Below are 26,270 nucleotides of genomic sequence, written 5' to 3'. Positions count from 1 at the left end.
GGCTTACGTCAATGATATTGGATGCTGAAATTAAAGCACAGCTCGCCCAATATCTACAATTGATGGAAAATGACATTGTGTTAAAAGTGAGCGCGGGAGACGATTCAGTTTCCCGCGATATGCTTGCTTTAGTCGATGAGCTTGCAACAATGTCATCGAAAATCAAAGTAGAAAAAACAACGTTAGAGAGAACGCCAAGCTTTAGCGTCAATCGCGTTGGCGAAGAAACGGGCGTTGTGTTCGCAGGAGTACCTTTAGGACATGAATTTACTTCCCTCGTGCTTGCGTTGCTTCAAGTGAGTGGACGTCCGCCAAAGGTCGATCAAGCAGTCATTGAACAAATTAAAAATTTAAAAGGGACGTATCGTTTTGAAACATACGTCAGCTTAACATGCCATAACTGCCCAGACGTCGTTCAAGCGTTAAATGTGATGAGCGTACTAAATCCGAACGTCTCACATACGATGATTGATGGGGCTGTATTTAAAGAAGAAGTCGAGCAAAAAGATGTCATGGCTGTGCCAACCGTCTTTTTAAACGGTGAACCGTTCGCAAGCGGCCGTATGTCGCTTGAGGAAATTCTTGCGAAGTTAGGAAGCACGCCGGATGCTTCTACTTTTGAGGAAAAAGATCCGTTTGATGTGCTCGTCATCGGTGGAGGACCTGCGGGTGCAACAGCTGCCATTTATGCAGCGCGTAAAGGCATTCGCACAGGAATTGTTGCTGAACGCTTCGGCGGTCAAATTTTAGATACGTTAGGCATTGAAAACTTTATTAGCGTCAAATATACAGAAGGTCCGAAGCTTGCTGCGAGCCTTGAGGAACATGTGAAACATTACAATGTTGATATTATGAACTTGCAGCGTGCAAAACGGCTAGAAAAGAAAGACCTTATTGAAGTAGAGCTTGAGAATGGTGCGATTTTAAAAAGCAAAGCAGTCATTATCGCGACAGGCGCACGTTGGCGCAATCTCGGCGTCCCAGGCGAAGCAGAGTTTAAAAATAAAGGCGTCGCTTACTGCCCACATTGCGACGGTCCGTTATTTGAAGGAAAACATGTCGCAGTCATCGGCGGTGGAAACTCTGGCGTTGAGGCGGCAATTGACTTGGCCGGAATTGCTAAGCATGTGACGGTGCTTGAATTTGCGCCAGAATTAAAAGCAGATGCTGTATTGCAAGATCGTTTATACAGCTTACCGAATGTCACAGTAATCAAAAACGCGCAAACGAAAGAAATTACAGGCACAGATAAAGTGAATGGTATCACATATATTGATCGCGCAACAGGCGAAGAGCACCATATTGAACTTCAAGGTGTATTCGTGCAAATCGGACTTGTACCGAATACCGAATGGTTAGAAGGAACGGTAGAGCGCAATCGCTTCGGCGAAATTATCGTTGATAAGCGCGGAGCGACAAACGTCCCTGGCGTCTTCGCTGCTGGCGATTGTACAGATAGCGCATATAAACAGATTATCATTTCCATGGGTTCAGGCGCAACAGCTTCTTTAGGAGCGTTTGACTACTTAATTCGAAATTAATATGATCAACCCCTTAACTCACTTTGACCCGCTTTACTGCTTATGTAAAGCGGGTTTTGTTCCCCCCTTGACTCTCCTATTGCGGTTTGATACAATATTAGCCAAATGAAATACAGGTGCAACGATGAAAGATGGATAGTAGCTAAGGTAGTTCTTTTATAGCGAGCTAGGGGTGGTGGAAGCCTAGTAAAGACGCTTAGCGAAACGGCAGTCTGGAGTTGCTTCACGCAAAAGTGGATGCGTTATGCATCAACTAGGGTGGAACCGCGGGAGTTACGCTCTCGTCCCTAGGCGAAAGGCCTAAGGATGAGAGCGTTTTTTGTTTACATTTTATTATAAGGAGGATGAACGATGTCAGTAACGATGGAGCAAATTGTAGCACACGCGAAACATCGCGGCTTTGTTTTTCCCGGTTCAGAAATTTACGGCGGATTAGCAAATACGTGGGATTACGGTCCGTTAGGGACAGAATTAAAAAACAACATTAAGCGAGCATGGTGGAAAAAGTTTGTTCAACAATCGCCATACAACGTCGGTTTAGATGCGGCTATTTTAATGAACCCACGCACGTGGGAAGCATCTGGTCATTTAGGAAACTTCAACGATCCGATGATTGACTGTAAACAATGTAAAGCACGTCATCGGGCGGATAAGTTAATTGAAAGCGCGCTTGAAGCGAAAGGGATTGAAATGGTTGTCGATGGGCTTCCTTTTGAAAAAATGGAGCAGCTCATTCAAGAGCACGACATTGCTTGTCCAGATTGCGGCAGCCGCGACTTCACAAACATTCGTCAATTTAACTTAATGTTTAAAACGTTCCAAGGCGTGACCGAGTCGAGCGCAAACGAAATTTACCTTCGTCCTGAAACGGCACAAGGCATTTTTGTAAACTTTAAAAACGTACAACGAACGATGCGCAAAAAATTGCCGTTCGGTATTGCGCAAATCGGAAAAAGCTTCCGAAACGAAATTACACCAGGAAACTTTACGTTCCGCACACGTGAATTTGAACAAATGGAGCTTGAATTTTTCTGTAAGCCGGGCGAAGAATTACAGTGGTTTGATTATTGGAAACAATATTGTGAACAATGGCTTTTATCGCTTGGTATGAAGCGTGAAAACATTCGTTTACGCGATCATTCCGAAGATGAATTGTCCCACTACAGCAACGCCACAACAGATATTGAATATAAATTCCCGTTTGGTTGGGGCGAGCTATGGGGCATTGCATCGCGTACCGATTACGATTTGCGTCGCCATATGGAATATTCAGGAGAAGACTTCCACTACCTTGATCAAGAAACGAACGAACGTTTTATTCCATATTGCATTGAGCCTTCACTTGGTGCAGATCGCGTCACGCTCGCCTTTATGATTGACGCGTATGAAGAAGAGCAACTGGCAGACGGTACGACGCGCACAGTGATGCATCTTCACCCAGCGTTAGCGCCATATAAAGCGGCTGTATTGCCATTATCGAAAAAGTTATCAGAAGGTGCGCGTGCGATCTTTGAACAACTTTCACAACATTTTATGGTCGATTACGATGAGTCTGGATCCATCGGAAAACGATATCGTCGTCAAGATGAGATTGGAACACCGTTCTGTATTACGTATGATTTTGATTCAGAACAGGACGGCATGGTGACCGTGCGCGACCGCGATACGATGGAACAAACGCGCATTCCAATTGCGGAATTAAAAAGCTTCTTAGAAGAAAAAATTCAGTTTTAAGCAAAAACAGGCTATCCTATAAAGTAGGGTAGCCTTTGTATTAGAAAGGAGTGCGATGATGACCATATTGAAAAACGATTGGGCTCCTTTATTAGAAGAGGAGTTTCAAAAACCGTATTATGTGAAATTGCGTCAGTTTTTAAAAGAAGAATATCGAACGAAAACGATTTATCCGGATATGCACGACATTTTCAACGCCCTTCATTACACCCCGTATGCGAATGTAAAAGTCGTCATTTTAGGACAAGACCCATACCATGGGCCGAATCAAGCGCACGGATTAAGTTTTTCCGTCAAACCGGGCGTCGCTTTGCCTCCATCGTTGTTAAACATTTTTAAAGAGTTGCAAGATGACATCGGGTGCTATATTCCAAACAACGGCTACTTATTAAAATGGGCAAAGCAAGGGGTATTGCTTTTAAATACCGTATTGACGGTACGACGTGGAGAAGCGAATTCGCATAAAGGAAAAGGTTGGGAGTATTTTACAGATCGCGTCATTGAACTTGTGAATGAAAAACGTGAACCCGTTGTCTTCATTTTATGGGGACGTCATGCGCAAGCGAAAAAAGCCTTGATCACGAATGAACATCATTACATAATTGAAGCGCCACATCCAAGCCCATTTTCCGCAGCGCGAGGCTTTTTCGGTAGTCGCCCTTTTTCAAAAACGAATACTTTTTTACAACAGACAGGGAGAGAGCCAATTGACTGGCAAATCGAAAACATATAATGAGCGAGTAAATTGTTATGCATGCAAGCATTTTTATGTCACGTGGGATGCGCAAATGCCGCGCGGTTGTCGCGCATTCGGTTTTAAAAGCGCGATGTTGCCGTCTATTGTCGTCAAGCAATCGTCTGGTGCGCCTTGCATGAAGTTTGTACAGAAAGAACATAAGGGGAGAAACGGATGAGTTCATCGCGCTCGATCGTCGTTTCCGTCATCGCGATGATTGTCGCCATTATCGCAGGAACGATCGGATTTATGTTTTCAGAACAATTAACGTTTTTTGATGCACTTTGGTTGACAGTTGTCACCATTTTAACGGTTGGTTATGGCGATACAGTGCCACAAACGTTTTATGGCAAACTGTTTGCCCTTATCATTATTCCGATTGGTATTGGCATTGTGACATATGCGACAGGGGCAGTCGTGTCGATGATGATGGAAGGGGAATTTTCAAAAACGGTTCGGAGGCGAAAAATGAAAAAGAAAATAGAAGCGATGACAAACCATATTATCGTATGCGGGTTCGGTCGTGTCGGGGAACAAGTCGTACGTGAACTTGTCAAAAACGGGACAGCTGTCGTTGTCATCGAGCGGAATACGGATCGGTTAGAAGAAATGAATGATCCGATTCCGTATGTCGAAGGGGATGCGACAGAAGATGACGTGCTGATTGCAGCAGGTATTGAACGAGCGGCAGGGTTGGTCGCCGCATTGCCTTCAGATGCCGATAACGTCTTTATTTCCCTCACAGCAAAAGGGCTAAATCGCGACATTCAAATTGTCGCGCGCGCCGAGCGACCGGAATCGGAAGAAAAGTTGCGGCGTGCAGGTGCTGATAAAGTCATTAACCCATCGTTTTTGAGCGGTCGCCGTATGGCGATGACAATGTTAAAACCTGTCAGTGTCGATTATGTCGATACGATTTTTCACGGCCATGCAGAGCAATACGCGATTGAAGAAGTGACAATTGAGCCGCATTCTTCATTTGTTGGGACATCTGTCCGCGATCAAGCGGTGCGCACGCGCTTTCATGTGACGATTATTGCGATTCAGCGTCAAAACAACATGATTGGTAACCCAACGCCAGACGAGCGGTTTTTCGTTGGAGATGTCCTGATCGTATTCGGTGAAAAACGAGCGCTAGAGGCGTTTGAACAGGCGGTAAATAAAAAATAAGCAGCCAAATCGGGCTGCTTATTGTAATGCATAAATTCTTGCTTCGTGCGGACGCATATAAAGCGTTGTGCCTTCTTCTTTTACATCTGTATAATTGCCGAGCAAAAGATGGCGGTGAGCCGAAGCAAGCTCTTCTGGCAACTCATATACGTTGTCGTTGTCGCAATGGTTTAAGACGATGAGCCAACGAACGCCATCGAGCTCGCGCGTGTAAGCGTAAATGTACGGATCATTTTCCGAAAAATCGCGGAACGTTCCGTACACCATAACGGCATGTTGCTTGCGCAATTGAATGAGCTTTTTATAGTAATAATATACAGAGTTCGGATCCGCTAATGCTTGTTTTACATTGATTTCTTTATAGTTCGGATTCACTTTTAGCCAAGGTGTTCCTGTTGTAAATCCAGCATGTTCGCTATCATCCCACTGCATTGGTGTACGCGAGTTATCTCGGCTCAGTAGCTGCAAGCTTTCAAGCACTTCTTTCGGATCGCGACCTTTTGCGACTTCTTCTGCATATTTATTTTTCATCGCAATGTCGTTATAGTCTTCGATCGTGTCGAACTTGACGCCAGTCATGCCAATTTCTTCACCTTGATAAATATATGGGGTTCCCGGCAACGTATGCACGAGCGTAGCGAGCAATTTTGCTGATTCGACGCGGAACTGTTTATCGTTTCCGTAGCGCGTCACTTGTCGCGTATGGTCGTGATTGTTTAAAAACTGCGAGTTCCACCCTTTGCCCCACAATCCTTCGTACCAACGTTTTTGAATTTGTTTAAAACGAATCGGATCCCATGTCGGCATTTCGTCGCACACTTCAAAGTGGAACAAAGTATGTAGTTCGTTTCGGTCTTCTCCGACATATTTTAATCCTTCCTCTGGCGATACGAAAGCGACTTCTCCGACGGTGAAAATATCATAATGTTTTAATACTTTTTCGTGCATTTCTTGTAAATAATCATGCACGCCTGGATTGTTTGTTAAATAACGAATGTCATACGGGTTTTCGGCATCTGGGAATCCTTCAGGTTTGGCTAGTAAGGCAATCGCATCTAAACGGAACCCATCGATCCCTTTATCTAACCAAAAACGCATCATTTTATAAATTTCTTCACGAACTTCTTCGTTTTCCCAGTTCAAATCTGGCTGTTCTACCGCAAACGAATGGAAATAATACTGTCCTGTTTTTTCATCATATTCCCATGCGGATGGAGTAAAGTACGAGCGCCAGTTATTCGGTTTGTCGCGCCATATGTACCAATCGCGTTTCGGATTGTCTTTTGACGAACGAGATTCAATAAACCAAGGATGTTGATCAGATGTATGGTTCACGACAAGGTCCATAATTAATTTCATTCCACGTTTATGCACCTCGTTCAGCAAGCGGTCAAACGTCTCCATATCCCCTGCTTTATCCATGATGCGATAGTAATCAGAAATGTCGTATCCGTTATCTTTATCAGGCGACTCATAGCACGGATTCAGCCAAATGACATCCACCCCTAAGTCGCGAATGTAATCGAGTTTTTGAATAAGCCCTTCTAAATCGCCATACCCATCACCATTTGAGTCAAAAAAGCTGCGCCAATACACTTGATATACGACGGCTTCTTTCCACCATGTCCGTTTCATTTGTTGTCACTCCTTTTTTAAGCGTTTTCAATTTGAAAAGTTGCTATGTATAAGATACCATTGTTGTAAAGGAAAAAGAAGTAGGGAGTGAAAACGTTTTGGACATATCGGTGACAAATGTATTCGCAAAGATAGAAGAAGAAATCGCAAAAGCAAAACATGCGTCATCATCGCAAGCGGTGTGTGAACATATATATGCTGTTCGCGCATTGTGCGACATTATTTTGCAACAACCATCACCAAGCACACAAGAAGTGACTTTGCCGCAACCGACAACAACCGAACGATTAGATATCGGTGCCGATGCGAACGGACGATCATTACTTGATTTTTAGGAGGGGAAAACATGAAACTATTTACAATCATCGCTTCAATGAGTGCAGCGCTATGTGTGGCGCTAGGAGCGTTCGGAGCACACGTGTTGGAAGGAAGAATTCCAGAGCGATATATCGACACGTGGCAAAAAGCCGTTCAATATCAAATGTTCCATACGATCGGTTTGTTTCTCGTTGCGTTGCTGGCGACAAAATGGCCGCACGTGACGCCTGCTGGTTGGTTTATGCTTGCGGGAATCGTTTTATTTTCAGGTAGTTTATACGTACTAAGCTTAACACAAATAAAAATACTTGGGGCGATTACGCCGTTTGGGGGCGTGTCGTTCATTGTTGCATGGCTATTTTTAGCATATATCGCGATCAAACAAATGTAAAACGAGGCGCTGTGGACGCCTCGTTTTTAACGTGGAGCATATGTGCTTAATCCGACACCAGATGCAAATGGATATTCATAATTAATTTCTTCATCAAATGTGACATAGTCGAGATAAATCATTGGTAATAAATAACGCATTCCTGTTTGTGGATCGCTTAAAATGAGATGGTCGCGACCTGCTGCTTCAATGACACCGCGGAAAATTTTCGCATTCCATTCACGATTGTTTTCAAACGTCATATAAACAGTCGCAATTTTGCCTTTGTTTAAGCGCAAAATGTTTTCAATGTACGATTCTTCGATTGGAAGCATGCCGGGAAGCGGCTGACTGGCGGTTGTCGGTGTTTGCATCGCCCCTGTTTGTGGTGTAAACGTTGGTGTAGGCATGCCAAACGGATATGTTGGCATTTGGTATGGATAGTAGTACGGATACGAATAATACGGCATTTGTTGACGTTCATCACTCATTGAAACCCCTCCTTCTTAATATACGCGTGGACAATTAGAACGCGTCGGTGCATAAAAACAATGTGACTTAAAACGTCCCGTATTCCATTGATTAAACCATTGTGGCGGGCAATTGCCATCTGGTCGGAAAAACCAAAGCGCATTCGTTGCCGGATGAAAACGTTCCCCGCGGATGACACGACGGGCGAGACGTATGTCTTGTTCACGCGCCCGTTGATAAAAATACCCTTTTTGTACCGCTTCAAATCCCCCAGGGCTTTGAAATACCATTTGGCGAATGGTACGAAGCCCTTCAAAGTCTAAACAGTTTGCGCGTACGCGGTTCACTCCAACATTCCCAACCATTAACATGCCGAGCTGTCCGTCTTCCTCCGCCTCTGCGCGCATAAGACGGGCAAGCAATTTGACATCTTCTTCTGTATACGCAACAACAGCCATCCCTTCACCTCACTTTATGAAAATCGCTATTAGCCTATGATGAGACATACGAAAATGTGAGGAAAGTCGTCATTGTTATATGTATGAAAGAGATAATAAAAAAAGACCTCCAAACCGGAGGCCTACACATGTAAAAACTGTTCCATTTTTTCTTTCGGTAAAATGTTGCCGACGAAGAAAGAGCCGAATTCGCCAAACCGTGCGCTCACTTCATCGAAACGCATTTCGTACACAAGCTTTTTAAATTGAAGCACATCATTTGAAAAGAGCGTCACGCCCCATTCATAGTCATCAAAGCCGACCGAACCGGTAATGATTTGTACGACTTTTCCAGCATATTTTCTTCCCGTCATGCCGTGTGCGCGCATTAAATTGCGGCGCTCTTCCATCGGAAGCATGTACCAGTTGTCGTTTCCTTGACGGCGCTTGTCCATCGGATAAAAGCAAACGTGGTTCGTTTTTGGTAAGATCGGATATAAACGGCGACGCACTTCTGGATTTTCGTATGGGTCGCCTGCCTCTGCCGGCAAGTAATTGCTTAATTCAACCACAGAGACGTATGAATAAGCAGGTACGAGATATTCAGCGAGCTTTGTTTTATTAATTGCTGTTTCAATTTCATGAAGCTCTTCCATCGTTGGACGTAAAAGCATGAACATCAAATCTGCTTTTTGCCCCATAATTGTGTAAATCGCATGGCTGCCTTCATTTGCAGCTTCTGTTTTTTCCCATTTTTCCACTAATGTGAAAAACTCTTGTATTGCTTCTTGTCGCTCTTCATTTGTGAGCGTTTTCCAAGCCGCCCAATCAACCGTGCGGAAATCATGCAGACAATACCAACCGTCTAACGTTTGTGCTGCTTCGCTCATGTCCAACACTCCTTTTGTTATGTACTACCGAAATTGTATCATATGTGTTTCGTTTATGCCAAACGCACTATTTGAACCGTTTATAAATAAGAAAAGCAATGATCATGACAATGCCGCCAACGATCGTGATCGTTGTAAAATGTTGTTCAATAAATGTTTTCGCTTGAGCGCCTAAGGTGAAAATAATAAGCCCTTCTGCGAAAAAGCGCGCCCCACGACCGATGAACGACCAAAAAAGCAGCGTGCGAATGTTGACGTTAGAAATGCCCGAGAAAATAGTAAACACTTTATACGGAATAGGGGTAAACCCAGCGATAACGATCGCCATTGCCCCGTATTGTTGAAAATATTGTTCTACCTTATCCATTTTTTCATCAGAGATAAAATAACGCAAAATCGGTCTGCCGAATTTTTTCCCAATGTACCACCCGAGCAGCGCACCGAATACAGAAGCGACTGTTGTTAAAAAGGAAAACCATAACGCTTTCTCTGGTTGGGCAATGCTTAACGGAATTAATAACACATCAGGCGGAATCGGAAAAAATGAAGATTCTGTAAACGAAACGATAACGAGACCGATGACGCCAAATTCAAGCAACCATTGTTCAAGATGATGAATCCATTGTGACATATGATAACGCTCCTTTATTTGTACATGTTCCTTAACAAATATATCACTTTTTAGGCTATATATCACTCAAGATAAAAAACAGAATTGTTATAAAAAAAAGACTATTTTCGTTTGTGGTGTAATTCATTGCTTTTCGTCTCAATAAGAGTATTCTAATAGATAGACGAATTTTTTTAAACTAAGGAGGAACATTTCGTGAGTGATTTATTTGCAGCCTTAAAGCAAAAGGTGGCAGGAAAAAATGTAACGATCGTGTTTCCGGAAGGACTAGATGAACGTATTTTGACAGCTGTCGGACGTCTAGCGGCAGAAAATGTATTGCATCCGATTGTTATCGGCGAGCAAGAAGCTGTCGTTCAAAAAGCAAAAGAACTTGGTTTGACGCTTGAGAAAGTAGAAATCATCGATCCGCGTACGTACGAAGGAATGGATGAGATGGTTGCTGCGTTTATTGAACGTCGCAAAGGAAAAGTGACGGAAGAAGATGCGCGCAACATTTTACTTGATGAAAACTACTTCGGTACGATGCTTGTGTATATGGGGAAAGCGCACGGGCTTGTGAGCGGTGCCGCGCATTCGACAGCGGATACAGTTCGTCCTGCGTTACAAATTATTAAAACAAAGCCAGGTATTCGCAAAACGTCTGGCGTGTTCATTATGGTGCGCGGCGATGAGAAATATGTATTTGCCGATTGCGCCATTAACATCGCTCCAGATAGCCAAGATTTAGCGGAAATCGCTATTGAGAGCGCACAAACAGCGAAAATGTTTGATATTGAGCCACGTGTAGCGATGCTTAGCTTCTCTACGAAAGGATCGGCAAAATCGCCAGAAACAGAAAAAGTGATTGAAGCGGTGCGCATCGCAAAAGAAATGGCACCAGAGTTAACGCTCGATGGCGAGTTTCAATTTGATGCCGCATTCGTTCCGTCTGTAGCGAAAAAGAAAGCGCCAGACTCTGTTATCCAAGGCGATGCGAACGTCTTTATTTTCCCAAGCTTAGAAGCGGGAAATATCGGATATAAAATTGCCCAACGTCTCGGCAACTTTGAAGCGGTCGGTCCAATTTTACAAGGATTAAATCAACCGGTGAACGATTTATCGCGCGGATGTAACGCCGAAGATGTGTACAAGCTATCACTCATCACAGCAGCGCAGGCGCTTGCGGCGATGGAATAATGAGCGAATTGTTGCGACAACAAACGTGGCGAATGATTGACCATACAACCCTCGGGCCATCGTTTGATGCGAAGCAGTCATTTGCGTTTGATGATGCGCTTTGCGAATCGGTTGGAAACGGTCAATCGCATCCGATCGTTCGCTTATGGGTGCATCATCAGACCGTTGTGCTTGGCATTCAAGATACAAAATTGCCGTATATTGAAAAAGGACTCGCCTACTTACATGAGCACGGTTGGCGTACGATCGTTCGCAACTCTGGTGGATTGGCGGTCGTGTTAGATGAAGGGGTTTTAAACGTTTCACTTATTTTTCCTGATACAAAAAAAGGAATTGACATTGATCGTGGATATGAGGCGATGGCCACACTCATTGCGCGCATGTTGCCAGAAGCGCGCGTGCAAGCAGGGGAAGTTGTTGGCTCGTATTGTCCGGGAAGTTTTGATTTAAGCATTCATGGAAAAAAGTTTGCGGGCATTTCACAGCGCCGCATTCGAGGCGGTGTTGCTGTGCAAGTATATATATGTGCAAACGGAAGCGGCGCAACACGAGCGGAGTTTATTCGTCAGTTTTATGAGCGAGCGCTGGCGGGAGAACAAACGAAGTTTACGTATCCAACGGTCGTTCCACATACGATGGCGTCGCTTAGTGAATTACTCGGCAAAGAAATGACGGTTTCTGCGCTCGTCATTCGCCTATACGAAGCGCTCCAAGCACTTGGGAGTAGGCTCGAGCCATCATCGCTCACCCCGGAAGAATGGGAGCGATATAACGTGTATTTTCAACGTATGATTGACCGAAACGAGACGATGTTGCCGAAATAAAAAAGCTGTCCGATGCGACAGCTTTTTTCATTGAAATGATTGAATATATAGCTATTTTCACCACTTAGCGAACGCTTGCAGTGGAGACTTCTTTCTGAAATTACGTTAAAAAAAGAGGATTATTGCGAATGACGGAAAATAAGTATATTAAACGTTTGCAGTTAGTTATAAATGCCGACGTTTAGATGAAATGAGTGGTGATAATTAATGAATAAAGAAGTAAGCAAGATAATAAAAGACATTTTTGTTCGTCAAAAAGGATTTGCGAAGACAGAGGATTTAACGAGAGAAGGAGTGAGCAAATATTATATTCGAAAATTCGAGCAAAATGGAGAAATAATTAGGATAAAACGAGGGCTTTACCGTTATGCTGAATTGGAAAATGATCAAAATGAAGAAGTGATTGAAGTATCAAAAGTGATCCCGAACGGTGTTCTTTGTCTTTTGTCGGCATTGTCTTTTTATGAGTTGACAACTTATAACCCATGGGAGTATCAAATCGCCATTGAGAGAAAATCAAGGAAACCTAGTTTGCCTGATTATCCACCAATTAAAATTTTTTATTTTTCAAAAAAACAGTTTGAATATGGAATTGAGGAAGTGGAGATAGGTGGCCATAAAATAAGCATTTATAATCGCGAAAAAACGATTTGTGATATTATTCGATACAGAGAAAAAATAGGAATCGATTTAATGAAAGAAGGTTTGCGAAATTACTTACAAAGTTCTGAAAAAAATATAAATAAACTAGTGGAATGTGCAGAGAATATGCGCATCAAAACGGTTTTATTAAAATACTTAGAGGTGCTTTTGTAATGGGAAATGTTAAAAATATACCTGCTTCAGTTAGTGAAAGATTAAAAAATATTGCCAAACAAAGCGGGAAAACATTTGATCTCATTTTATTGTTATATTTTCAAGAAAGGCTATTATATCGACTTTCCATTTCTAGTTATCGTGATAAATTTGTTTTAAAAGGTGGTCTTTTTTTATTCTCTTTAACACAATTTAAATCTAGACCAACGAAAGATATTGACTTTTTAGCTAAACAAATTTCGAATGATATAAAATATATTAAATCTGTGTTTGAATCAATTTGTGCTTTAACCGTTGAAGAAGATGGAGTCGAATTTGATGTAAATGGAATGACCGTTGAACGAATCAAAGAGGACGCTAATTATGAAGGAGTGCGTATTAAAGTCTCAGCATCGCTTGGTAAAATAAGAAAGCAATTGCAATTAGATATTGGGTTTGGTGACGTCGTCATCCCAAAACCAAAAGAGATGAAGTACCCTACTTTATTAAACATGAATCCCCCTGAAATCCAAGTTTACTCCACTTATTCAGTAATAGCTGAAAAGTTCGAAGCGATGATCTCACTCTCTGTTATTAACAGTCGAATGAAGGATTTTTATGATGTTTTCACGCTTCTATCAACTGAAAATTTCGATGGGCGTATTTTATGGGAAGCAATATTTGAAACGTTTCAGAGACGTGGAACAAATTTAGAAAAAGACCATCCTATGTTTTTATGTTCTTTTGCAGAAGATGAGCGTCGAAACAAACAGTGGAAGGCATTTTTGCAAAGAATGGGTACAAAAGAAGATCTACACTTCTCCTTCGTCATGAGGAAGATTCGAGATTTTCTTTTTCCTGTATATGACTCCATTTTGAGAGAGGAAGAATATTTTAAAAAGTGGAATAAAATTACTCTTGAATGGGAGTAATCAAGAAGAAAACCGTTCGAAAATCAAAAACCATTAGGGTAGTTTAAACGAACTAAAAGAACCTGACTTTTTTGTCAGGCTCTTTTTTACTCGGCAATCTTTTCGATTTTTTCTAAGTTTCCGTTACGATCCATTTTGAAAATAGGTGGTTTAAATTCATCCTCTGAAATTTCCATTTGTCTTGCACGGTTAATGATGCGTGCCATCGTTCCGTAATCTTCGCGTAATTCTTCATTTTCTTTTTGAAGTTTTGTAAATTGTTGTTCTAGTTGTTTATATTGTTGTTGTAGTTGTTCGAGCTCAATCTTCAGCTGTTTATTTTCCACTAGCGCGGTTTCTTGTCCGATATACGATTGTTTTAAAGAGTGTAAAAAAGCAATGACATGATCAAGCGTCAAATGATTTGTTTCGACATGTTCATATTCATTTGCTTGCACTTCTAACGGTTCCATTCCTAACTCTTCAAGCGAAGGAACAGGTGGTGTATAAAGCGGCCGTTTTCGCAATGCGTGTTTATTTCCAAGTGCTCGCTGCCGTTGTTTTCGGAACTTTTTCGCCATTTGTAACGATTCTTCATATTGTTGGCGGACGACCGCATTCCAGCGAAACCCGCATGCCGCTGACGTACGATTCAACTTATCGCCCACTTCTTCAAACGCATTTAATTGCGTACTCCCTTCGCGCACATGGCGCAACACCGTTTCAGCTAGCAATAAATCTTCTTCTTCAGTCCAAGCATCTTGTCGTTTTTTTGTCATGAAAAAAACCCCTTTCGCATTCTTTTACTTTCATAATCACCAAAAAACGAGAAATATATACTATTTTTCAAAGGAAATAGATGCAGCTTGCATTGTTCGCGCATACGCGTTAGAATACTCGTTAGCGAAAAGGAGTGAGGACGGTATGCAAAATGAATTTCGCGTCTGTGACGACTGTCAAGCGACGAATTTAAAAACGTTGTTGCCAAGGCTAAAAAAATTAGATCCGAACGCAACAATCGAAATTGGCTGCCAGTCTTATTGCGGTCCAGGTCGAAAAAAAGTGTTTGCGTTCGTCAACAATCGACCTGTATCAGCGATGACGGAAGACGAGTTAATCGAAAAAATTGCTGCGAAGTTGAAAAAATAAGGTGGCGGTTACCGATCAAGGGGCATTCTATGCGAGAGGAATGCCTTTTTTGTTTGATTTTGGTATATGTCATTGAAGGAAGTCTTTGTTTTTTTCATAGAACGCTCTATAATAAAGCTATGTTATGAACGGAAGAGAGGGAGAAGGATTGTATCCCAACGAAAAATTGAGCGAAGAGAAAGTGTTCAAAGATCCGGTGCACCGGTATGTGCATGTGCGTGATAAAGTCATTTGGGATTTAATTGGTACAAAAGAATTTCAACGGTTGCGTCGCATTAAACAGCTCGGTACAACGTATTTGACGTTTCACGGTGCGGAACATAGTCGTTTTAACCATTCGCTTGGTGTATATGAAATCGTGCGTCGCATCGTTGACGATGTGTTCGCTGGTCGTGCGGATTGGGATGAAAACGAGCGGCTGCTTTGTTTATGTGCCGCGCTTTTGCACGATTTAGGACATGGACCGTTTTCGCATTCGTTTGAAAAAGTGTTTCATCTTGATCATGAACAATTTACACGAGCGATTATTTTAGGCGATACAGAAGTCAACGCGGTGCTTCGTCGTGTATCGTTAGACTTTCCGAAAAAGGTTGCAGAAGTCATTGCGAAGACGTATGAAAATAAGCTCGTTGTTAGTCTCATTTCAAGCCAAATTGATGCGGATCGCATGGACTATTTATTGCGCGATGCATATTATACAGGCGTCAGCTATGGGCATTTTGATATGGAACGCATTTTGCGCGTGATGCGTCCACGCGAGGAGCAAGTCGTCATTAAACGAAGTGGCATGCACGCAGTAGAAGATTACATTATGAGCCGGTACCAAATGTATTGGCAAGTGTATTTCCATCCCGTGACGCGCAGTGCAGAAGTGATTTTGACGAAAATTTTGCATCGTGCGAAACATTTATATTTGACAGGCTATACATTTCAAACACCTCCTGTTCATTTCCAATCTCTTTTTCATGGACACGTGCAACTAGAAGACTACTTAAAATTAGATGAGGCGGTTACATTATATTATTTTCAACAATGGCAAGATGAACGAGATGCGATTTTAAGCGATTTATGCCGTCGTTTTATGAATCGTAATTTATTTAAATACGTCGAATTTCAACCGACGAATGAAGAAATGAAAAAGTTGATGGAACTGACGACGTTGTTTAAAAAAGCGGGCATTGATCCGGATTATTATTTAGTCGTTGACTCCTCATCCGATCTTCCGTACGACTTTTATCGTCCGGGGGAAGAAGAAGAAAGGCTTCCCATTTATTTGTTAATGCCAAGCGGGGAGTTACGCGAATTGTCGCGGGAATCGACGATCGTTGATGCGATTTCAGGCAAACGTCGCACCGATCATAAATTATATTTTCCACAAGATTTTCTTGATGACTTATCGACAAAACGAAACGTGAAGAAAAAAATAAAACAACTTTTATATGAATAGGAGATGGGGACGTTGCTTTTCGAACATGCGAAAATGTTGAAAGCGTTAGCGGCAGTCGGGGAGATTGTTGGACGAAAAAAGCTGCAAAAAATGATTTACATTGCGAAAAAAATGAACTTTCCTTTTTACGAAAAATTTGATTTTCATTTTTACGGTCCGTATTCGGAAGAATTGACATTGCGCATTGAAGAGTTATGTAACGTCGGTTTTGTGCAAGAAATGAGAGAGAAAAAAGGCGGATATTATCAATATCGTTATGCGTTGACGGAAGCGGGCAAGCAATTTTTAACGCATTACAATTTGGACATGCCTGATTTAGATGTTTGTTTGCGCAGTTTAAATGAACAAAGCGCGAGATTTTTAGAGCTTGTTTCTACTATTCTTTATTTTGAAGATTTAAGTAAAGATGAAGTGAAAGAAAAAGTATTTACATTAAAAAGCAAACAACGATACACGGAAGAAGAAATGGAAGAAGCGTATCGTTACATCGAACAGTTACGCACACAAGCGTACATCAAAAGCTGACAGCCCCCTGTCAGCTTTCGTCGCTTAATCGCTTTCCGCCAATGGCGTAATGATTTTTAGACATTTCTTCAATAAAAACGACGATTTTTTCTTTCGGTGCACCTGTCGTTTCCGCAACGGCTTCTGTTACTTTTTCGACGAGTGCTCGTTTTTGTTCTTCTGTGCGACCTTCAAGCATTTTTACTGTTACATATGGCATCGTGATCGCCCCTTTCTCCTTTATTCACAATCGTTATTATATCACGCATCGACCGTTGTCAGTAGTGCTTCCGCCTGTTTTTCGTGTATAATAATGAAAAAATGAAAAAAGTTTGAAAAGGAGAAGGAACGTGGACCAATTTTTAGCATATCCAATTCGAGAAATACCGTATGTCGTGTTGGCGCTTGCGATTGCATTTTCTGTTCATGAGTTTGCGCACGCATACGTGGCGTATAAATTTGGTGACCCGACGGCGAAACAACAAGGAAGACTAACGTTGTCGCCGCTTGCTCATTTAGACATATTAGGAACGTTGCTTATTTTCATTGCCGGATTTGGTTGGGCGCGTCCGGTACCTGTGAATCGCGGTTATTTTCGTCATCCGCGTCTAGCGGGCATTCTCGTTTCTGTTGCCGGTCCGCTCAGCAATTTGTTGCTTGCGGCTATCGGCTTCGCTTTATGGTATGCGATGATTCGCATCGGTGTATTTGATTTTATTCCGGTATGGTTTCGTGACGGATTGTATCAGTTTTTTGAAATTTATATCGGACTGAATATTTTATTGTTTGTTTTTAACTTATTGCCGTTTCCACCGCTTGATGGATATCGCATCGTCGAAGACTTGGCGCCGATGCATGTGCGTGCGAAAATGACGCAATTTGAAAATTACGGGGCGCTCATCTTTTTAATTCTTATTTTTACGCCGTTAGATCGATATACGATTCAGCCGATTTTTCATGTCGCCATTCCAGCTGTTGCCCAATGGCTACAAAGTATATTTTCAACGCTTATTTTATGATGAAAGGATGAACGATTGTGGAAGAGAAAAAAAAGCCGATGTTTAATATTATTAAAAAAGAGCCGAAAGTGCACGGAACGTTCGGCACAGGGGTACTCAGTCTCGCAAACGTTTCGCCGGTCATTATCGATGTCGAAGCTGGCGAGGCGTTCATTGATATGGGAGCGATGCATGCGCGCAGTGTCGTCGAAAAGGGAATTAAATTTACTCCGAATCGCGATGAAGTGCCAAACGGCAAGCCATATTGGCTCGTATGGGTAACGGTCGATCAGGCGGAAGAAGGGGCGTATTATGCGGGGGTGACAGCATGCGAAATGACGGTTGATCGCGAAGCGCGCCGCGGGTATAAATCGCTTCCTGAGCACGTCAATCGCATGGACAAATCGTTAAAGCGCCATATTATTGTTGACCATATGGATGAGCGGTCAAAAGAAGTATTAGCTTCATTTTTACAAAAGCATAACCGCGACATGTGGGACCGTTCGAGCGAGGAGTTAAAACGACAGCTTCAAAATCATGGATAAAATGTGACGGTTTTGTGAACGAAAATAGGTCTATACTTGTCGTTGAGTGGGAAAAGGAGTAAACTAAAGGTACAAATGTAACACATGATAAAACTAGGACACATAAACGCCCAAGCATATGAGCTTGGGCGTTTATGTTTAAAACCAATCGAACAGTCGTTTAAACCACGAATCTTTTTCTTTTTGTTTCTTCTTCTTTTTCTTTTCAGCTGGATGGTCTTTGCAGTAGTCGGTTGGCTCGGTGCCGACGACATAATAGCTTAACCGTTTTATCGGACAAGCGGTTGTCGCAAGCTCCCCGCTATGAGGATCGACATATACACCAATGACCCCTTCCGGCGGTTCGAACGTCGCGACCTTTCTTCCACGTAAACTATCTTCCATGAAATTGACCCAAATATGTTTCGCATATTGTTTTTCATCGGTGCGATCAATCGTTTTGTCGCGGTCGTATCCTGTCCAAACGGTTGTGACGAGCTGCGGCGTATAACCGATCATCCAACTGTCTGTTTTCGTCGTCCCTGATTTGCCAGCATAAGGGCGAGTGAGGCGCGGAATGATCGATTGCCCTGTCACAGAAGCATAGTCATTTAACGTTGGATCAAACATGCCGGTCATTAAGTGCGTCGTCACAAAAGCAAGCGCTGGATCGAGTATTTGTTCATCGCTTCGCCGTTGTTCGTATAGCACTTTTCCTTCGTAATTCGTCACTTTTTTTATAAATATCGGCTCGACTTTTTTTCCGCCGTTGGCGATAATGCTGTAGGCGCGCGCCATATCAATGACTTTAACGGGCGCTGTACCGAGCGCGAGCGACGGCACTTGTTTCAGTTTGCTTGTGATGCCAAGTTGTTTCGCGATGTCAACAAGCTTTTCTTGTCCGAGTAACAAATGTGTTTTTACAGCATAGACGTTATCGGAAAGAGCAATCGCTTGGGCAAGCGTAATCGTATCGTTCGCGTAGTAGTTGTTAAAGTTGCGCGGTGTATACGTCGAGCCGTCTTCTAGCGTAAACGTCGTCGCCTCGCTCCGCAATAGCGTCGATGGTGTAAACCCATGTTGGAGCGCCACATAGTATAAAAACGGTTTAAATGTTGAGCCGGGTTGACGTTCTGCCTGTGTCGCGCGATTAAACGGGCTTTTTTCATAGTCGCGCCCTCCGACAAGTGCTTTCACTTCGCCTGTTTTCGGCTCCATGGCGACAAGCGCCACTTGAATGTTTGACTGCGAATGAATCGTTTCTTTTATTTTCGCCTCTGCGATCGACTGCATCTCGACATCGAGCGTCGTGTATACGCGCAATCCGCCCATTTCAATCGTTTCTTCATCGAGTCCAAGCACCGTTTTCAACATATGTTTGACTGCATCTTGAAAATATGGGGCAATCGTTTTTGTTTTCATTTGCTCGCCGTTTGAGAAATGAAGCGGCTCGTTCGCAGCTTGTTTAGCTTCTTTTTTTGATAAAACATTTGCCTCAACCATCGCTTGCAAAACGATGCGTTGGCGCTTTTTTGCTCGCTCCATATCGACAAGCGGGGAATAGTAGCTCGGTCCTTTCGGGATCCCAGCAAGCATCGCCGCTTCCGCCACCGTCAATTCACGGGCGGATTTTCCGAAATAAAAATTTGCGGCTGCCTCAATTCCATATACGCCATGTCCGTAGTAAATCGTGTTTAAATATCCTTCTAAAATGTCTTCTTTATCGTAGTTTGCTTCAAGCTGGACGGTATATAGCGCTTCTTGTATTTTGCGCCACCACGTTTTTTCGTAGCTTAAAAATAAATTGCGCGCATATTGTTGCGTAATCGTACTTGCTCCTTGCACTTTCCCCATCGCTTTCATATTCGCAACGATCGCTCCGGCAATTCGCTTAAAGTCGAAACCGTAATGCTCGAAAAATTTTCGGTCTTCTATCGCAATCGTTGCATCAATGGCGTGTTGTGACATATCGGATAGATGAATCCAATATCTTTTTCCGCCGTAATGGTTTTCCCCAATTTTTGTGCCGTCTTCCGCATAAAAAATCGTTGATTGCGGAACGGCTAAAGGAGGAGGGCCTTTCCATTTGGCAAATATAATGAGACCTGCGATCGTAAGCGTGCATAATAAGCTGCCAATAAAAGCGAGCCAAAGAAATAGCCGCATATATTTAAACGTTCGTTTCCATCGTTCGATGGCAATCATCTCCATAGCCATCACCTCATTTTTTACGTTTAAAATTAGTATGAAAACATTTTTATTTTTTTAAACGTTTTCTAGCAATTTTTACTTGAAATTTTGCTAGATTGCTCTATACTTTTTCATGTTTAGCATTTTATTTTTTGGGCATGATAAGCGGTGCATTATTGACGAAAGGGTGTTCAATATGGAACTTTGGTTTACTGAAAAACAGACGGACAACTTTGGGATTACAGCACGAATTAAACGCACTTTACATACAGAGCAAACAGAATTCCAAAAGCTCGATATGGTGGAAACAGAAGAATTCGGGAACATGCTTATTTTAGACGGAATGGTGATGACAACGCAAAAAGATGAGTTCGTCTATCATGAAATGGTTGCGCACGTTCCGCTATTTACGCATCCGAATCCAGAAAACGTTCTTGTCGTTGGCGGTGGAGACGGCGGCGTCATTCGCGAAGTGTTAAAGCATCCAAGCGTGAAAAAAGCGACGCTTGTTGAAATTGACGGAAAAGTCATCGAGTATTCGAAAAAATACTTGCCAGAAATCGCTGGTCAATTAGACGATCCGCGTGTTGAAGTGAAAGTGGACGACGGCTTTATGCACATTGCGCAAAGCGAAAACGAATACGACGTCATTATGGTTGACTCGACAGAGCCAGTCGGTCCAGCGGTCAATCTATTTACAAAAGGGTTTTATGCAGGCATTGCGAAAGCGTTAAAAGAAGACGGCATTTTTGTTGCGCAAACAGACAATCCGTGGTTTAAAGCGGATTTAATTCGCACTGTTCAACGCGATGTGCGCGAAATTTTCCCGATTACACGTCTATATATCGCAAACATTCCAACGTATCCGAGCGGCATGTGGACGTTTACACTCGGTTCGAAAAAATATGATCCGCTTGAAGTAAGCGAAGAGCGCTTCCACGACATTGAAACGAAATACTATACAAAACAGCTTCATAAAGCGTGCTTCGTATTGCCGAAATTTGTTGAAGACTTAGTGAAGTAAGGGGAGAAAACGATGCGATTTGATGAAGCGTATTCTGGCAACGTATTTATTAAAAGCCATCCAAATTTTGAAGAAAGCCAAGCGGTTATTTATGGGATGCCAATGGACTGGACAGTTAGCTATCGCCCAGGCTCTCGCTTCGGTCCGGCGCGCATTCGTGAAGTGTCGATCGGGCTTGAGGAATACAGCCCGTATTTAGACCGTGAGCTCGATGAAGTGAAATATTTTGATGCGGGTGACATTCCTTTACCGTTCGGTAACGCGCAACGCAGTTTAGATATGATTGAACAGTTTGTCGATCGCATATTGGAAGCGGGAAAGTTTCCGCTCGGTCTTGGCGGCGAGCATTTAGTGTCTTGGCCGGTGATGAAGGCGGTATATAAAAAGTATCCCGATTTAGCGATTATTCATATGGATGCCCATACGGATTTGCGCGAGCATTATGAAGGCGAGCCGTTGTCGCATTCTACGCCAATTCGTAAAATTGCGGAACTCATTGGGCCGAAAAACGTATATTCTTTCGGTATTCGTTCAGGAATGAAAGAAGAATTTGAGTGGGCGAAACAAAACGGGATGTATATTGCGAAATTTGACGTGCTTGAACCGTTAAAAGAAGTGCTTCCAACGCTTGCAGGTCGTCCGGTATATGTTACGATCGACATTGACGTATTAGATCCAGCGCATGCGCCGGGAACAGGAACAGTCGATGCTGGCGGCATCACGTCAAAAGAACTATTAGCTGCGATTCACGCGATCGCTCGTTCCGATGTGCGCGTTGTCGGAGCAGATTTAGTCGAAGTGGCGCCGGTATATGACCACTCTGAACAAACAGCCAACACAGCAAGCAAGCTTGTACGCGAAATGCTTCTCGGTTGGGTGAAATAAAGACGAAAATCCCTGTCTGCGCGACAGGGATTTTTTTCATAAAAGTATTGCCAACGTCATACATTGAAAGTAACACTTACATAGTGTGAATGTTTGAAAGGAGGTGAGAAAAATGGGCATTCGATTAATTAAAATTTCTGCTGTTTATTTCGCAATCGGTGTCTGTTTAGGGCTTTATATGTCAATGACACACGTGTTTACATTTACGCCTGTTCATGTTCATATTAATTTACTCGGTTGGACAGCGTTAACGCTTGCTGGTATTTTATATCATTTATTCCCTCATATTGCGGAAACGAAAACAGCGAAAGCGCACTTTTGGCTTCATAACATCGGCTTACCGGCGATGATGATCGGCTTAGCGTTTGTCGTCTCTGGAAACGAAGCGTTCATTCCGCTTACAGCGCTCGGAGGCACGCTCGTTACGTTAGCGGTGCTAACGTTTGCATGGAATGTAGTAAAAAACTTAAAGCAGGCATAATGCGTTAGGCGGTCTCTAAAAAGAGGCCGCCTATTGCATGTATGCGACTCTTTTTCTATACTTAACTACAGTCACAACAACAGCGAGGGTGTGGGGAAGGTGAACGGAATACCGATACAACTAAAGCAAGTGACAGAAATTCGTGATGGTGTGCGAAAAGAAATTGTTGTCATCGAGGCAAATGGTTTATACTACTTAAAAGGAGATGCGACGTATGTGACGTTTGAAGAGACGCATGAAGGAGAAACGATTAAAAACGTCGTAAAAATCGCCAATGATGAAGTTGTCGTGCTTCGCTCTGGTGCCATTTCGATGCGCCATACGTTTCGTAAACAGTCGGAAACGATCGGCACGTACGAAAGCCCAGTGGCGCGCTGGGAAATGAAAACAAAAACAGAACAAGTGCTGTATCAGTATAACGAGAAAACGAAAAAAGGGCAGTTGTTTTTTTCTTACATACTTCACTTATCAGGGAAACATGTTGGTCGTCATGCGGTGACGATTTCGTTTAAGGAGGCAAAGCGATGAATATTGTTGAACAAATGAAACAAAAGTTAAAAGAAGAAATAAAAGAAGCGGTCATTCGTTCAGGGGTCGCGACAGAAGCAGACGTGCCAAGCATCATTTTAGAGACACCGAAAGATAAAGCGCACGGTGATTATTCAACAAATGTCGCCATGCAGTTAGCGCGCGTGGCGAAAAAGGCGCCACGTATGATTGCGGAAGACATCGTTCGTCATTTTAACGGTGAAGCTGTGTTCGTGAAAAAAGTAGACATTGCTGGACCAGGATTTATTAATTTTTACATGGACAATCGTTATTTAACAGAGCTCGTTCCCGCCATTTTACAAGCAGGGGACGCATACGGTGAAACAAACGTCGGTCAAGGTCAAAAAGTGCAAGTCGAGTTTGTTTCAGCAAACCCAACAGGTAGTTTACATTTAGGACATGCTCGTGGAGCAGCGGTTGGCGATTCATTATGCAACATTTTGAAAAAAGCAGGCTTTGATGTTACACGCGAATATTACATTAACGATGCCGGCAATCAAATTGCCAACTTAGCGAAATCGGTAGAAGCACGTTATTTTCAAGCGCTCGGAATCAAGAAAGATATGCCGGAAGATGGATATTTCGGTGAAGATATTATTGAATTAGGGAAAAAGCTAGCGGAAGAACATGGCGACAAATTTGTCGCGCTTGATGAACAAGAGCGGCTTCAGCTGTTCCGTGAGTACGGATTAGCGTTTGAAATGGATAAAATTAAAAAAGATTTAGCAGACTTCCGCGTCACATTTGACGTTTGGTATTCGGAGACGTCGCTTTATCATAACGGAAAAATCGATAAAGCGCTTGAAACGTTACGTGAAAAAGGCCATATTTATGAACAAGATGGCGCGACATGGTTCCGCTCGACGACATTCGGCGACGACAAAGACCGCGTGCTCATTAAGCAAGATGGAACGTACACATATTTATTACCAGATATCGCATACCATCAAGATAAACTTGAGCGCGGCTTTGAAAAAATTATTAACATTTGGGGAGCGGATCATCACGGTTATATTCCGCGCATGAAGGCGGCGATCGCTGCGCTCGGGTACGATCCGGATGTATTAGAAGTTGAAATTATTCAGCTCGTCAGTTTATATCAAAACGGTGAAAAAGTGCGCATGAGCAAGCGGACAGGAAAGGCGGTGACGTTGCGTGACTTAATGGAAGAAGTCGGATTAGACGCAACGCGCTATTTCTTCGCGATGCGCTCATCGGATACGCATTTAGATTTCGATATGGATTTAGCCGTATCGCAATCGAACGAAAACCCTGTGTATTATGCGCAATATGCCCATGCACGCGTATGCAGCATGCTTCGTCAAGGCGAGGAGCAAGGATGGCGTTATGACGGTGATTTGTCATTCACATACGAATTAGCGGAAAAAGAAATTGACTTATTGAAAAAGCTAGGGGAGTTTCCTTCCGCTGTGGCAGAGGCAGCTGTGAAACGTTCACCACATCGCATGACGAACTACATTTTTGATCTCGCATCGGCACTTCATAGTTTTTACAATGCGGAAAAAGTGCTTGATGCAGCGAACGTTGAAAAAAGCCGTGCCCGCCTAGCGCTCATGAAAGCGGTGCAAATTACATTAAAAAATGCTTTAGCGCTCGTTGGAGTACATGCGCCAGAAAAAATGTAATACGAAAGCCCTTCTCGGTCGAGAAGGGCTTTTTATAGTAATGGAGACAACATCGTTGCAACGGCTTCTTTGAAGCGATGAAGCCACGATTGCTTACGGAAATATTCCGCTGTCAACAATGTAGATGTGTCGATATCGCGAGCGATCGTTTGTTTCACATGTTGAATAAACGGTTTGTCATATATATAACAATTCATCTCGTAATTGATAAACAAACTGCGGCGATCGAAATTTGCGGTGCCGATATCACATATGTCATCATCAATGACGATCACTTTTGCATGGTAAAACCCGTTATAAAACTGATAAATATGAGCGCCTGCATGAAGAAGCTGACGAAAATAAGGGAATGAAGCTTCTTTCACAAACGGATGATCCGCTTGGATCGGTGCGATAACCGTTAGTTGCACCCCACGCTTCATCGCTTCCAAAAGAGCATTCATCATTTTTTTACTCGGGATAAAATACGGAGTACCGATGACGATCTCCCGTTTGGCGTGCTTGATGAGCTCAATAAACTCCTCTTCCAAATACGCCCCGTTTGTCGGAAGAAATCGATGTTTCACCGCTCCTTTTTGAAGAGATGGGAAATATCGTTCATCATCTCCAAACGATTGCCCCGTTGCTTCTTTCCAATCTTCTGCGAACTGCCGTTGTAAATCAGCCACCCCTTCCCCCGTTATTTTTAAATGATAGTCGCGCCAATGGCCAAACTTCGGATCTTGACCGATATATTCTTTTCCGACGTTAAACCCGCCTAAATAGCCGATTTTTCCGTCAATGACAGTAATTTTGCGATGATTTCGCTCGTTTAGCTTATAGAAAAAAAACGGCAATGTCGGACGGTTCGCAAAGGCGAATTGCCCGCCTTTTTGTCGAAGGGAAGACGGTAGTCCAAAACTTCCGACCCAATCGACGAGCAGACGCACTTCTACCCCTTCATTTACCTTTTGTTCAAGTAAAGAAAAAAAGCGTTGTCCCATTTCATCATTGCGTACGATATAAAATAAAATGTGAATATGATGTTTTGCTCGTTCTAACTCTGCAAAGTAATCATCGAACAGCGTTTCACCCGTCGTAAATAGCGTGATATCGCTTTGTCGTTCGACGCCGATTTTTTTCCGTGCGGCATTTTTTGCAACTTTGTCTCCCCATTTATAATCAAGTAAAAGAAGAAACAATAAAATGATAACAATGACGAGCCAGCGCATGTCTTCACTCCTTTCGTTGT

At 42.8% G+C, this 26,270-nt stretch carries 30 protein-coding genes; 21 read left to right on the top strand and 9 right to left on the bottom strand.

The features are described from left to right. The first annotated feature begins 11 nt into the window (after positions 1-11). The 5 genes from ahpF (at position 12) to AFK25_RS14130 (ending at position 5,181) form a co-directional block, all read left to right on the top strand. Positions 12-1,541 carry an alkyl hydroperoxide reductase subunit F gene (ahpF, locus tag AFK25_RS14150; protein ID WP_035064397.1) on the top strand — a complete coding sequence of 510 codons (1,530 nt, stop codon included), beginning with the start codon at positions 12-14 and terminating at the stop codon, positions 1,539-1,541. Between the two features lie 351 nt (positions 1,542-1,892). After that, a complete protein-coding gene (locus tag AFK25_RS14145) occupies positions 1,893-3,275 on the top strand; it encodes a glycine--tRNA ligase (protein WP_009361015.1) in 1,383 nt (460 codons plus the stop codon). A gap of 58 nt (positions 3,276-3,333) precedes the next feature. Continuing rightward, positions 3,334-4,008 carry a uracil-DNA glycosylase gene (locus tag AFK25_RS14140; protein WP_035064399.1) on the top strand — a complete coding sequence of 225 codons (675 nt, stop codon included), beginning with the start codon at positions 3,334-3,336 and terminating at the stop codon, positions 4,006-4,008. Next, a complete protein-coding gene (locus AFK25_RS14935) occupies positions 3,983-4,189 on the top strand; it encodes a hypothetical protein (RefSeq protein ID WP_019416453.1) in 207 nt (68 codons plus the stop codon). The genes AFK25_RS14140 and AFK25_RS14935 overlap by 26 nt, the downstream gene beginning before the upstream one ends. Then, on the top strand, positions 4,186-5,181 hold the full coding sequence (locus AFK25_RS14130; RefSeq protein ID WP_035064403.1) for a potassium channel family protein: 996 nt from the start codon (positions 4,186-4,188) through the stop codon (positions 5,179-5,181). Before AFK25_RS14935 ends, AFK25_RS14130 begins: the two co-directional genes overlap by 4 nt. An 18-nt stretch (positions 5,182-5,199) precedes the next feature. On the opposite strand, the gene AFK25_RS14125 is transcribed toward AFK25_RS14130, so the two are convergent. Then, positions 5,200-6,816: a glycoside hydrolase family 13 protein gene (locus AFK25_RS14125; protein ID WP_035064406.1), complete on the bottom strand. Its 1,617-nt coding sequence runs from the start codon at positions 6,814-6,816 to the stop codon at positions 5,200-5,202. Positions 6,817-6,914: 98 nt separating this feature from the next. Here AFK25_RS14125 and AFK25_RS14120 point away from each other — a divergent pair, with 98 nt between their 5' ends. After that, positions 6,915-7,151 carry a YwdI family protein gene (locus AFK25_RS14120; protein ID WP_035064408.1) on the top strand — a complete coding sequence of 79 codons (237 nt, stop codon included), beginning with the start codon at positions 6,915-6,917 and terminating at the stop codon, positions 7,149-7,151. An 11-nt stretch (positions 7,152-7,162) separates the two neighbouring features. Beyond that, positions 7,163-7,525 carry a DUF423 domain-containing protein gene (locus AFK25_RS14115; protein ID WP_009361010.1) on the top strand — a complete coding sequence of 121 codons (363 nt, stop codon included), beginning with the start codon at positions 7,163-7,165 and terminating at the stop codon, positions 7,523-7,525. Between the two features lie 26 nt (positions 7,526-7,551). Here the strand turns inward: AFK25_RS14115 and gerQ are convergent, their stop codons facing one another. From gerQ to AFK25_RS14095, 4 genes are all read right to left on the bottom strand, one after another. Next, the gene (gerQ, locus tag AFK25_RS14110) at positions 7,552-7,995 is read right to left on the bottom strand and encodes a spore coat protein GerQ (RefSeq protein WP_009361009.1); all 444 of its coding nucleotides are present in this window, start codon (positions 7,993-7,995) and stop codon (positions 7,552-7,554) included. 15 nt (positions 7,996-8,010) lie between these two features. Further along, a complete protein-coding gene (locus AFK25_RS14105; RefSeq protein ID WP_035064412.1) occupies positions 8,011-8,433 on the bottom strand; it encodes a cell wall hydrolase in 423 nt (140 codons plus the stop codon). 122 nt (positions 8,434-8,555) lie between these two features. Then, positions 8,556-9,302: a hydrogen peroxide-dependent heme synthase gene (hemQ, locus tag AFK25_RS14100; RefSeq protein ID WP_009361007.1), complete on the bottom strand. Its 747-nt coding sequence runs from the start codon at positions 9,300-9,302 to the stop codon at positions 8,556-8,558. A 67-nt stretch (positions 9,303-9,369) separates the two neighbouring features. Beyond that, positions 9,370-9,933 carry a YqaA family protein gene (locus AFK25_RS14095; RefSeq protein WP_035064415.1) on the bottom strand — a complete coding sequence of 188 codons (564 nt, stop codon included), beginning with the start codon at positions 9,931-9,933 and terminating at the stop codon, positions 9,370-9,372. 195 nt (positions 9,934-10,128) lie between these two features. Between AFK25_RS14095 and pta the strand changes: the two genes are divergently transcribed. The 4 genes from pta to AFK25_RS14075 all read left to right on the top strand — a co-directional run bounded on the left by pta (position 10,129) and on the right by AFK25_RS14075 (position 13,663). Then, entirely contained in the window at positions 10,129-11,112 is a 984-nt protein-coding gene (pta, locus tag AFK25_RS14090) for a phosphate acetyltransferase (RefSeq protein ID WP_035064418.1), read from the top strand. Next, positions 11,112-11,936, top strand: a complete 825-nt coding sequence (gene lipL / locus AFK25_RS14085) for an octanoyl-[GcvH]:protein N-octanoyltransferase (protein ID WP_035064420.1) — start codon at positions 11,112-11,114, stop codon at positions 11,934-11,936. The genes pta and lipL overlap by 1 nt, the downstream gene beginning before the upstream one ends. A 207-nt stretch (positions 11,937-12,143) precedes the next feature. After that, complete coding sequence (locus AFK25_RS14080) at positions 12,144-12,752, top strand: type IV toxin-antitoxin system AbiEi family antitoxin domain-containing protein (protein ID WP_019416447.1); 609 nt, start codon at positions 12,144-12,146, stop codon at positions 12,750-12,752. Beyond that, positions 12,752-13,663, top strand: coding sequence for a nucleotidyl transferase AbiEii/AbiGii toxin family protein (locus AFK25_RS14075; protein ID WP_035064423.1), 912 nt, complete (start codon positions 12,752-12,754; stop codon positions 13,661-13,663). The genes AFK25_RS14080 and AFK25_RS14075 overlap by 1 nt, the downstream gene beginning before the upstream one ends. Positions 13,664-13,749: 86 nt before the next feature. Here the strand turns inward: AFK25_RS14075 and AFK25_RS14070 are convergent, their stop codons facing one another. Next, positions 13,750-14,421 (bottom strand): RsfA family transcriptional regulator, encoded by a 672-nt coding sequence (locus AFK25_RS14070; protein WP_009361003.1) that lies wholly within the window; start codon positions 14,419-14,421, stop codon positions 13,750-13,752. 145 nt (positions 14,422-14,566) lie between these two features. Between AFK25_RS14070 and AFK25_RS14065 the strand changes: the two genes are divergently transcribed. The 3 genes from AFK25_RS14065 to AFK25_RS14055 all read left to right on the top strand — a co-directional run bounded on the left by AFK25_RS14065 (position 14,567) and on the right by AFK25_RS14055 (position 16,763). Continuing rightward, complete coding sequence (locus AFK25_RS14065; protein WP_003397078.1) at positions 14,567-14,791, top strand: YuzB family protein; 225 nt, start codon at positions 14,567-14,569, stop codon at positions 14,789-14,791. A 124-nt stretch (positions 14,792-14,915) separates the two neighbouring features. Further along, on the top strand, positions 14,916-16,238 hold the full coding sequence (locus AFK25_RS14060; protein WP_019416442.1) for an HD domain-containing protein: 1,323 nt from the start codon (positions 14,916-14,918) through the stop codon (positions 16,236-16,238). A gap of 12 nt (positions 16,239-16,250) precedes the next feature. Next, positions 16,251-16,763 carry a YwgA family protein gene (locus AFK25_RS14055; RefSeq protein WP_009361001.1) on the top strand — a complete coding sequence of 171 codons (513 nt, stop codon included), beginning with the start codon at positions 16,251-16,253 and terminating at the stop codon, positions 16,761-16,763. Between the two features lie 10 nt (positions 16,764-16,773). On the opposite strand, the gene AFK25_RS14050 is transcribed toward AFK25_RS14055, so the two are convergent. After that, on the bottom strand, positions 16,774-16,962 hold the full coding sequence (locus AFK25_RS14050; protein ID WP_003397075.1) for a 2-hydroxymuconate tautomerase: 189 nt from the start codon (positions 16,960-16,962) through the stop codon (positions 16,774-16,776). A 130-nt stretch (positions 16,963-17,092) separates the two neighbouring features. Between AFK25_RS14050 and AFK25_RS14045 the strand changes: the two genes are divergently transcribed. Beyond that, positions 17,093-17,761 (top strand): site-2 protease family protein, encoded by a 669-nt coding sequence (locus tag AFK25_RS14045; RefSeq protein ID WP_009361000.1) that lies wholly within the window; start codon positions 17,093-17,095, stop codon positions 17,759-17,761. Between the two features lie 17 nt (positions 17,762-17,778). Beyond that, positions 17,779-18,285, top strand: coding sequence for a YwhD family protein (locus AFK25_RS14040; protein WP_035064426.1), 507 nt, complete (start codon positions 17,779-17,781; stop codon positions 18,283-18,285). A 138-nt stretch (positions 18,286-18,423) separates the two neighbouring features. Here the strand turns inward: AFK25_RS14040 and AFK25_RS14035 are convergent, their stop codons facing one another. Next, complete coding sequence (locus AFK25_RS14035; RefSeq protein WP_035064428.1) at positions 18,424-20,475, bottom strand: transglycosylase domain-containing protein; 2,052 nt, start codon at positions 20,473-20,475, stop codon at positions 18,424-18,426. A 175-nt stretch (positions 20,476-20,650) separates the two neighbouring features. Between AFK25_RS14035 and speE the strand changes: the two genes are divergently transcribed. The 5 genes from speE to argS all read left to right on the top strand — a co-directional run bounded on the left by speE (position 20,651) and on the right by argS (position 25,039). After that, entirely contained in the window at positions 20,651-21,478 is an 828-nt protein-coding gene (speE, locus tag AFK25_RS14030) for a polyamine aminopropyltransferase (protein ID WP_009360997.1), read from the top strand. Positions 21,479-21,490: 12 nt separating this feature from the next. After that, complete coding sequence (speB, locus tag AFK25_RS14025) at positions 21,491-22,363, top strand: agmatinase (RefSeq protein WP_004893113.1); 873 nt, start codon at positions 21,491-21,493, stop codon at positions 22,361-22,363. Between the two features lie 112 nt (positions 22,364-22,475). After that, positions 22,476-22,844: a hypothetical protein gene (locus AFK25_RS14020; protein ID WP_009360996.1), complete on the top strand. Its 369-nt coding sequence runs from the start codon at positions 22,476-22,478 to the stop codon at positions 22,842-22,844. 90 nt (positions 22,845-22,934) lie between these two features. Next, positions 22,935-23,372, top strand: a complete 438-nt coding sequence (locus AFK25_RS14015) for a YwiB family protein (protein WP_012576220.1) — start codon at positions 22,935-22,937, stop codon at positions 23,370-23,372. Beyond that, positions 23,369-25,039 (top strand): arginine--tRNA ligase, encoded by a 1,671-nt coding sequence (argS, locus tag AFK25_RS14010; protein WP_035064431.1) that lies wholly within the window; start codon positions 23,369-23,371, stop codon positions 25,037-25,039. The genes AFK25_RS14015 and argS overlap by 4 nt, the downstream gene beginning before the upstream one ends. A gap of 32 nt (positions 25,040-25,071) precedes the next feature. Here argS and cls read toward each other — a convergent pair whose 3' ends face one another. Next, the gene (cls, locus tag AFK25_RS14005; RefSeq protein WP_035064434.1) at positions 25,072-26,250 is read right to left on the bottom strand and encodes a cardiolipin synthase; all 1,179 of its coding nucleotides are present in this window, start codon (positions 26,248-26,250) and stop codon (positions 25,072-25,074) included. Positions 26,251-26,270: the final 20 nt, after the last annotated feature.

This window comes from Anoxybacillus gonensis (assembly GCF_001187595.1).
In the GTDB taxonomy this organism is placed as follows: domain Bacteria; phylum Bacillota; class Bacilli; order Bacillales; family Anoxybacillaceae; genus Anoxybacillus; species Anoxybacillus gonensis.
The sequence above is the reverse complement of the archived record's forward strand: the minus strand, read 5'-3'. Positions and strand labels throughout refer to the sequence as shown.

Excerpts from the sequence above, each read along its gene's own strand:
- ahpF (WP_035064397.1), top strand. The coding sequence starts at position 12 with ATGATATTGGATGCTGAAATTAAAGCACAGCTCGCCCAATATCTACAA.
- AFK25_RS14145 (WP_009361015.1), top strand. The coding sequence starts at position 1,893 with ATGTCAGTAACGATGGAGCAAATTGTAGCACACGCGAAACATCGCGGC.
- AFK25_RS14140 (WP_035064399.1), top strand. The coding sequence starts at position 3,334 with ATGACCATATTGAAAAACGATTGGGCTCCTTTATTAGAAGAGGAGTTT.
- AFK25_RS14130 (WP_035064403.1), top strand. The coding sequence starts at position 4,186 with ATGAGTTCATCGCGCTCGATCGTCGTTTCCGTCATCGCGATGATTGTC.
- AFK25_RS14125 (WP_035064406.1), bottom strand. The coding sequence starts at position 6,816 with ATGAAACGGACATGGTGGAAAGAAGCCGTCGTATATCAAGTGTATTGG.
- AFK25_RS14115 (WP_009361010.1), top strand. The coding sequence starts at position 7,163 with ATGAAACTATTTACAATCATCGCTTCAATGAGTGCAGCGCTATGTGTG.
- gerQ (WP_009361009.1), bottom strand. The coding sequence starts at position 7,995 with ATGAGTGATGAACGTCAACAAATGCCGTATTATTCGTATCCGTACTAC.
- AFK25_RS14105 (WP_035064412.1), bottom strand. The coding sequence starts at position 8,433 with ATGGCTGTTGTTGCGTATACAGAAGAAGATGTCAAATTGCTTGCCCGT.
- hemQ (WP_009361007.1), bottom strand. The coding sequence starts at position 9,302 with ATGAGCGAAGCAGCACAAACGTTAGACGGTTGGTATTGTCTGCATGAT.
- AFK25_RS14095 (WP_035064415.1), bottom strand. The coding sequence starts at position 9,933 with ATGTCACAATGGATTCATCATCTTGAACAATGGTTGCTTGAATTTGGC.
- lipL (WP_035064420.1), top strand. The coding sequence starts at position 11,112 with ATGAGCGAATTGTTGCGACAACAAACGTGGCGAATGATTGACCATACA.
- AFK25_RS14080 (WP_019416447.1), top strand. The coding sequence starts at position 12,144 with ATGAATAAAGAAGTAAGCAAGATAATAAAAGACATTTTTGTTCGTCAA.
- AFK25_RS14075 (WP_035064423.1), top strand. The coding sequence starts at position 12,752 with ATGGGAAATGTTAAAAATATACCTGCTTCAGTTAGTGAAAGATTAAAA.
- AFK25_RS14070 (WP_009361003.1), bottom strand. The coding sequence starts at position 14,421 with ATGACAAAAAAACGACAAGATGCTTGGACTGAAGAAGAAGATTTATTG.
- AFK25_RS14065 (WP_003397078.1), top strand. The coding sequence starts at position 14,567 with ATGCAAAATGAATTTCGCGTCTGTGACGACTGTCAAGCGACGAATTTA.
- AFK25_RS14060 (WP_019416442.1), top strand. The coding sequence starts at position 14,916 with ATGAACGGAAGAGAGGGAGAAGGATTGTATCCCAACGAAAAATTGAGC.
- AFK25_RS14050 (WP_003397075.1), bottom strand. The coding sequence starts at position 16,962 with ATGCCATATGTAACAGTAAAAATGCTTGAAGGTCGCACAGAAGAACAA.
- AFK25_RS14035 (WP_035064428.1), bottom strand. The coding sequence starts at position 20,475 with ATGGAGATGATTGCCATCGAACGATGGAAACGAACGTTTAAATATATG.
- speE (WP_009360997.1), top strand. The coding sequence starts at position 20,651 with ATGGAACTTTGGTTTACTGAAAAACAGACGGACAACTTTGGGATTACA.
- speB (WP_004893113.1), top strand. The coding sequence starts at position 21,491 with ATGCGATTTGATGAAGCGTATTCTGGCAACGTATTTATTAAAAGCCAT.
- AFK25_RS14020 (WP_009360996.1), top strand. The coding sequence starts at position 22,476 with ATGGGCATTCGATTAATTAAAATTTCTGCTGTTTATTTCGCAATCGGT.
- argS (WP_035064431.1), top strand. The coding sequence starts at position 23,369 with ATGAATATTGTTGAACAAATGAAACAAAAGTTAAAAGAAGAAATAAAA.
- cls (WP_035064434.1), bottom strand. The coding sequence starts at position 26,250 with ATGCGCTGGCTCGTCATTGTTATCATTTTATTGTTTCTTCTTTTACTT.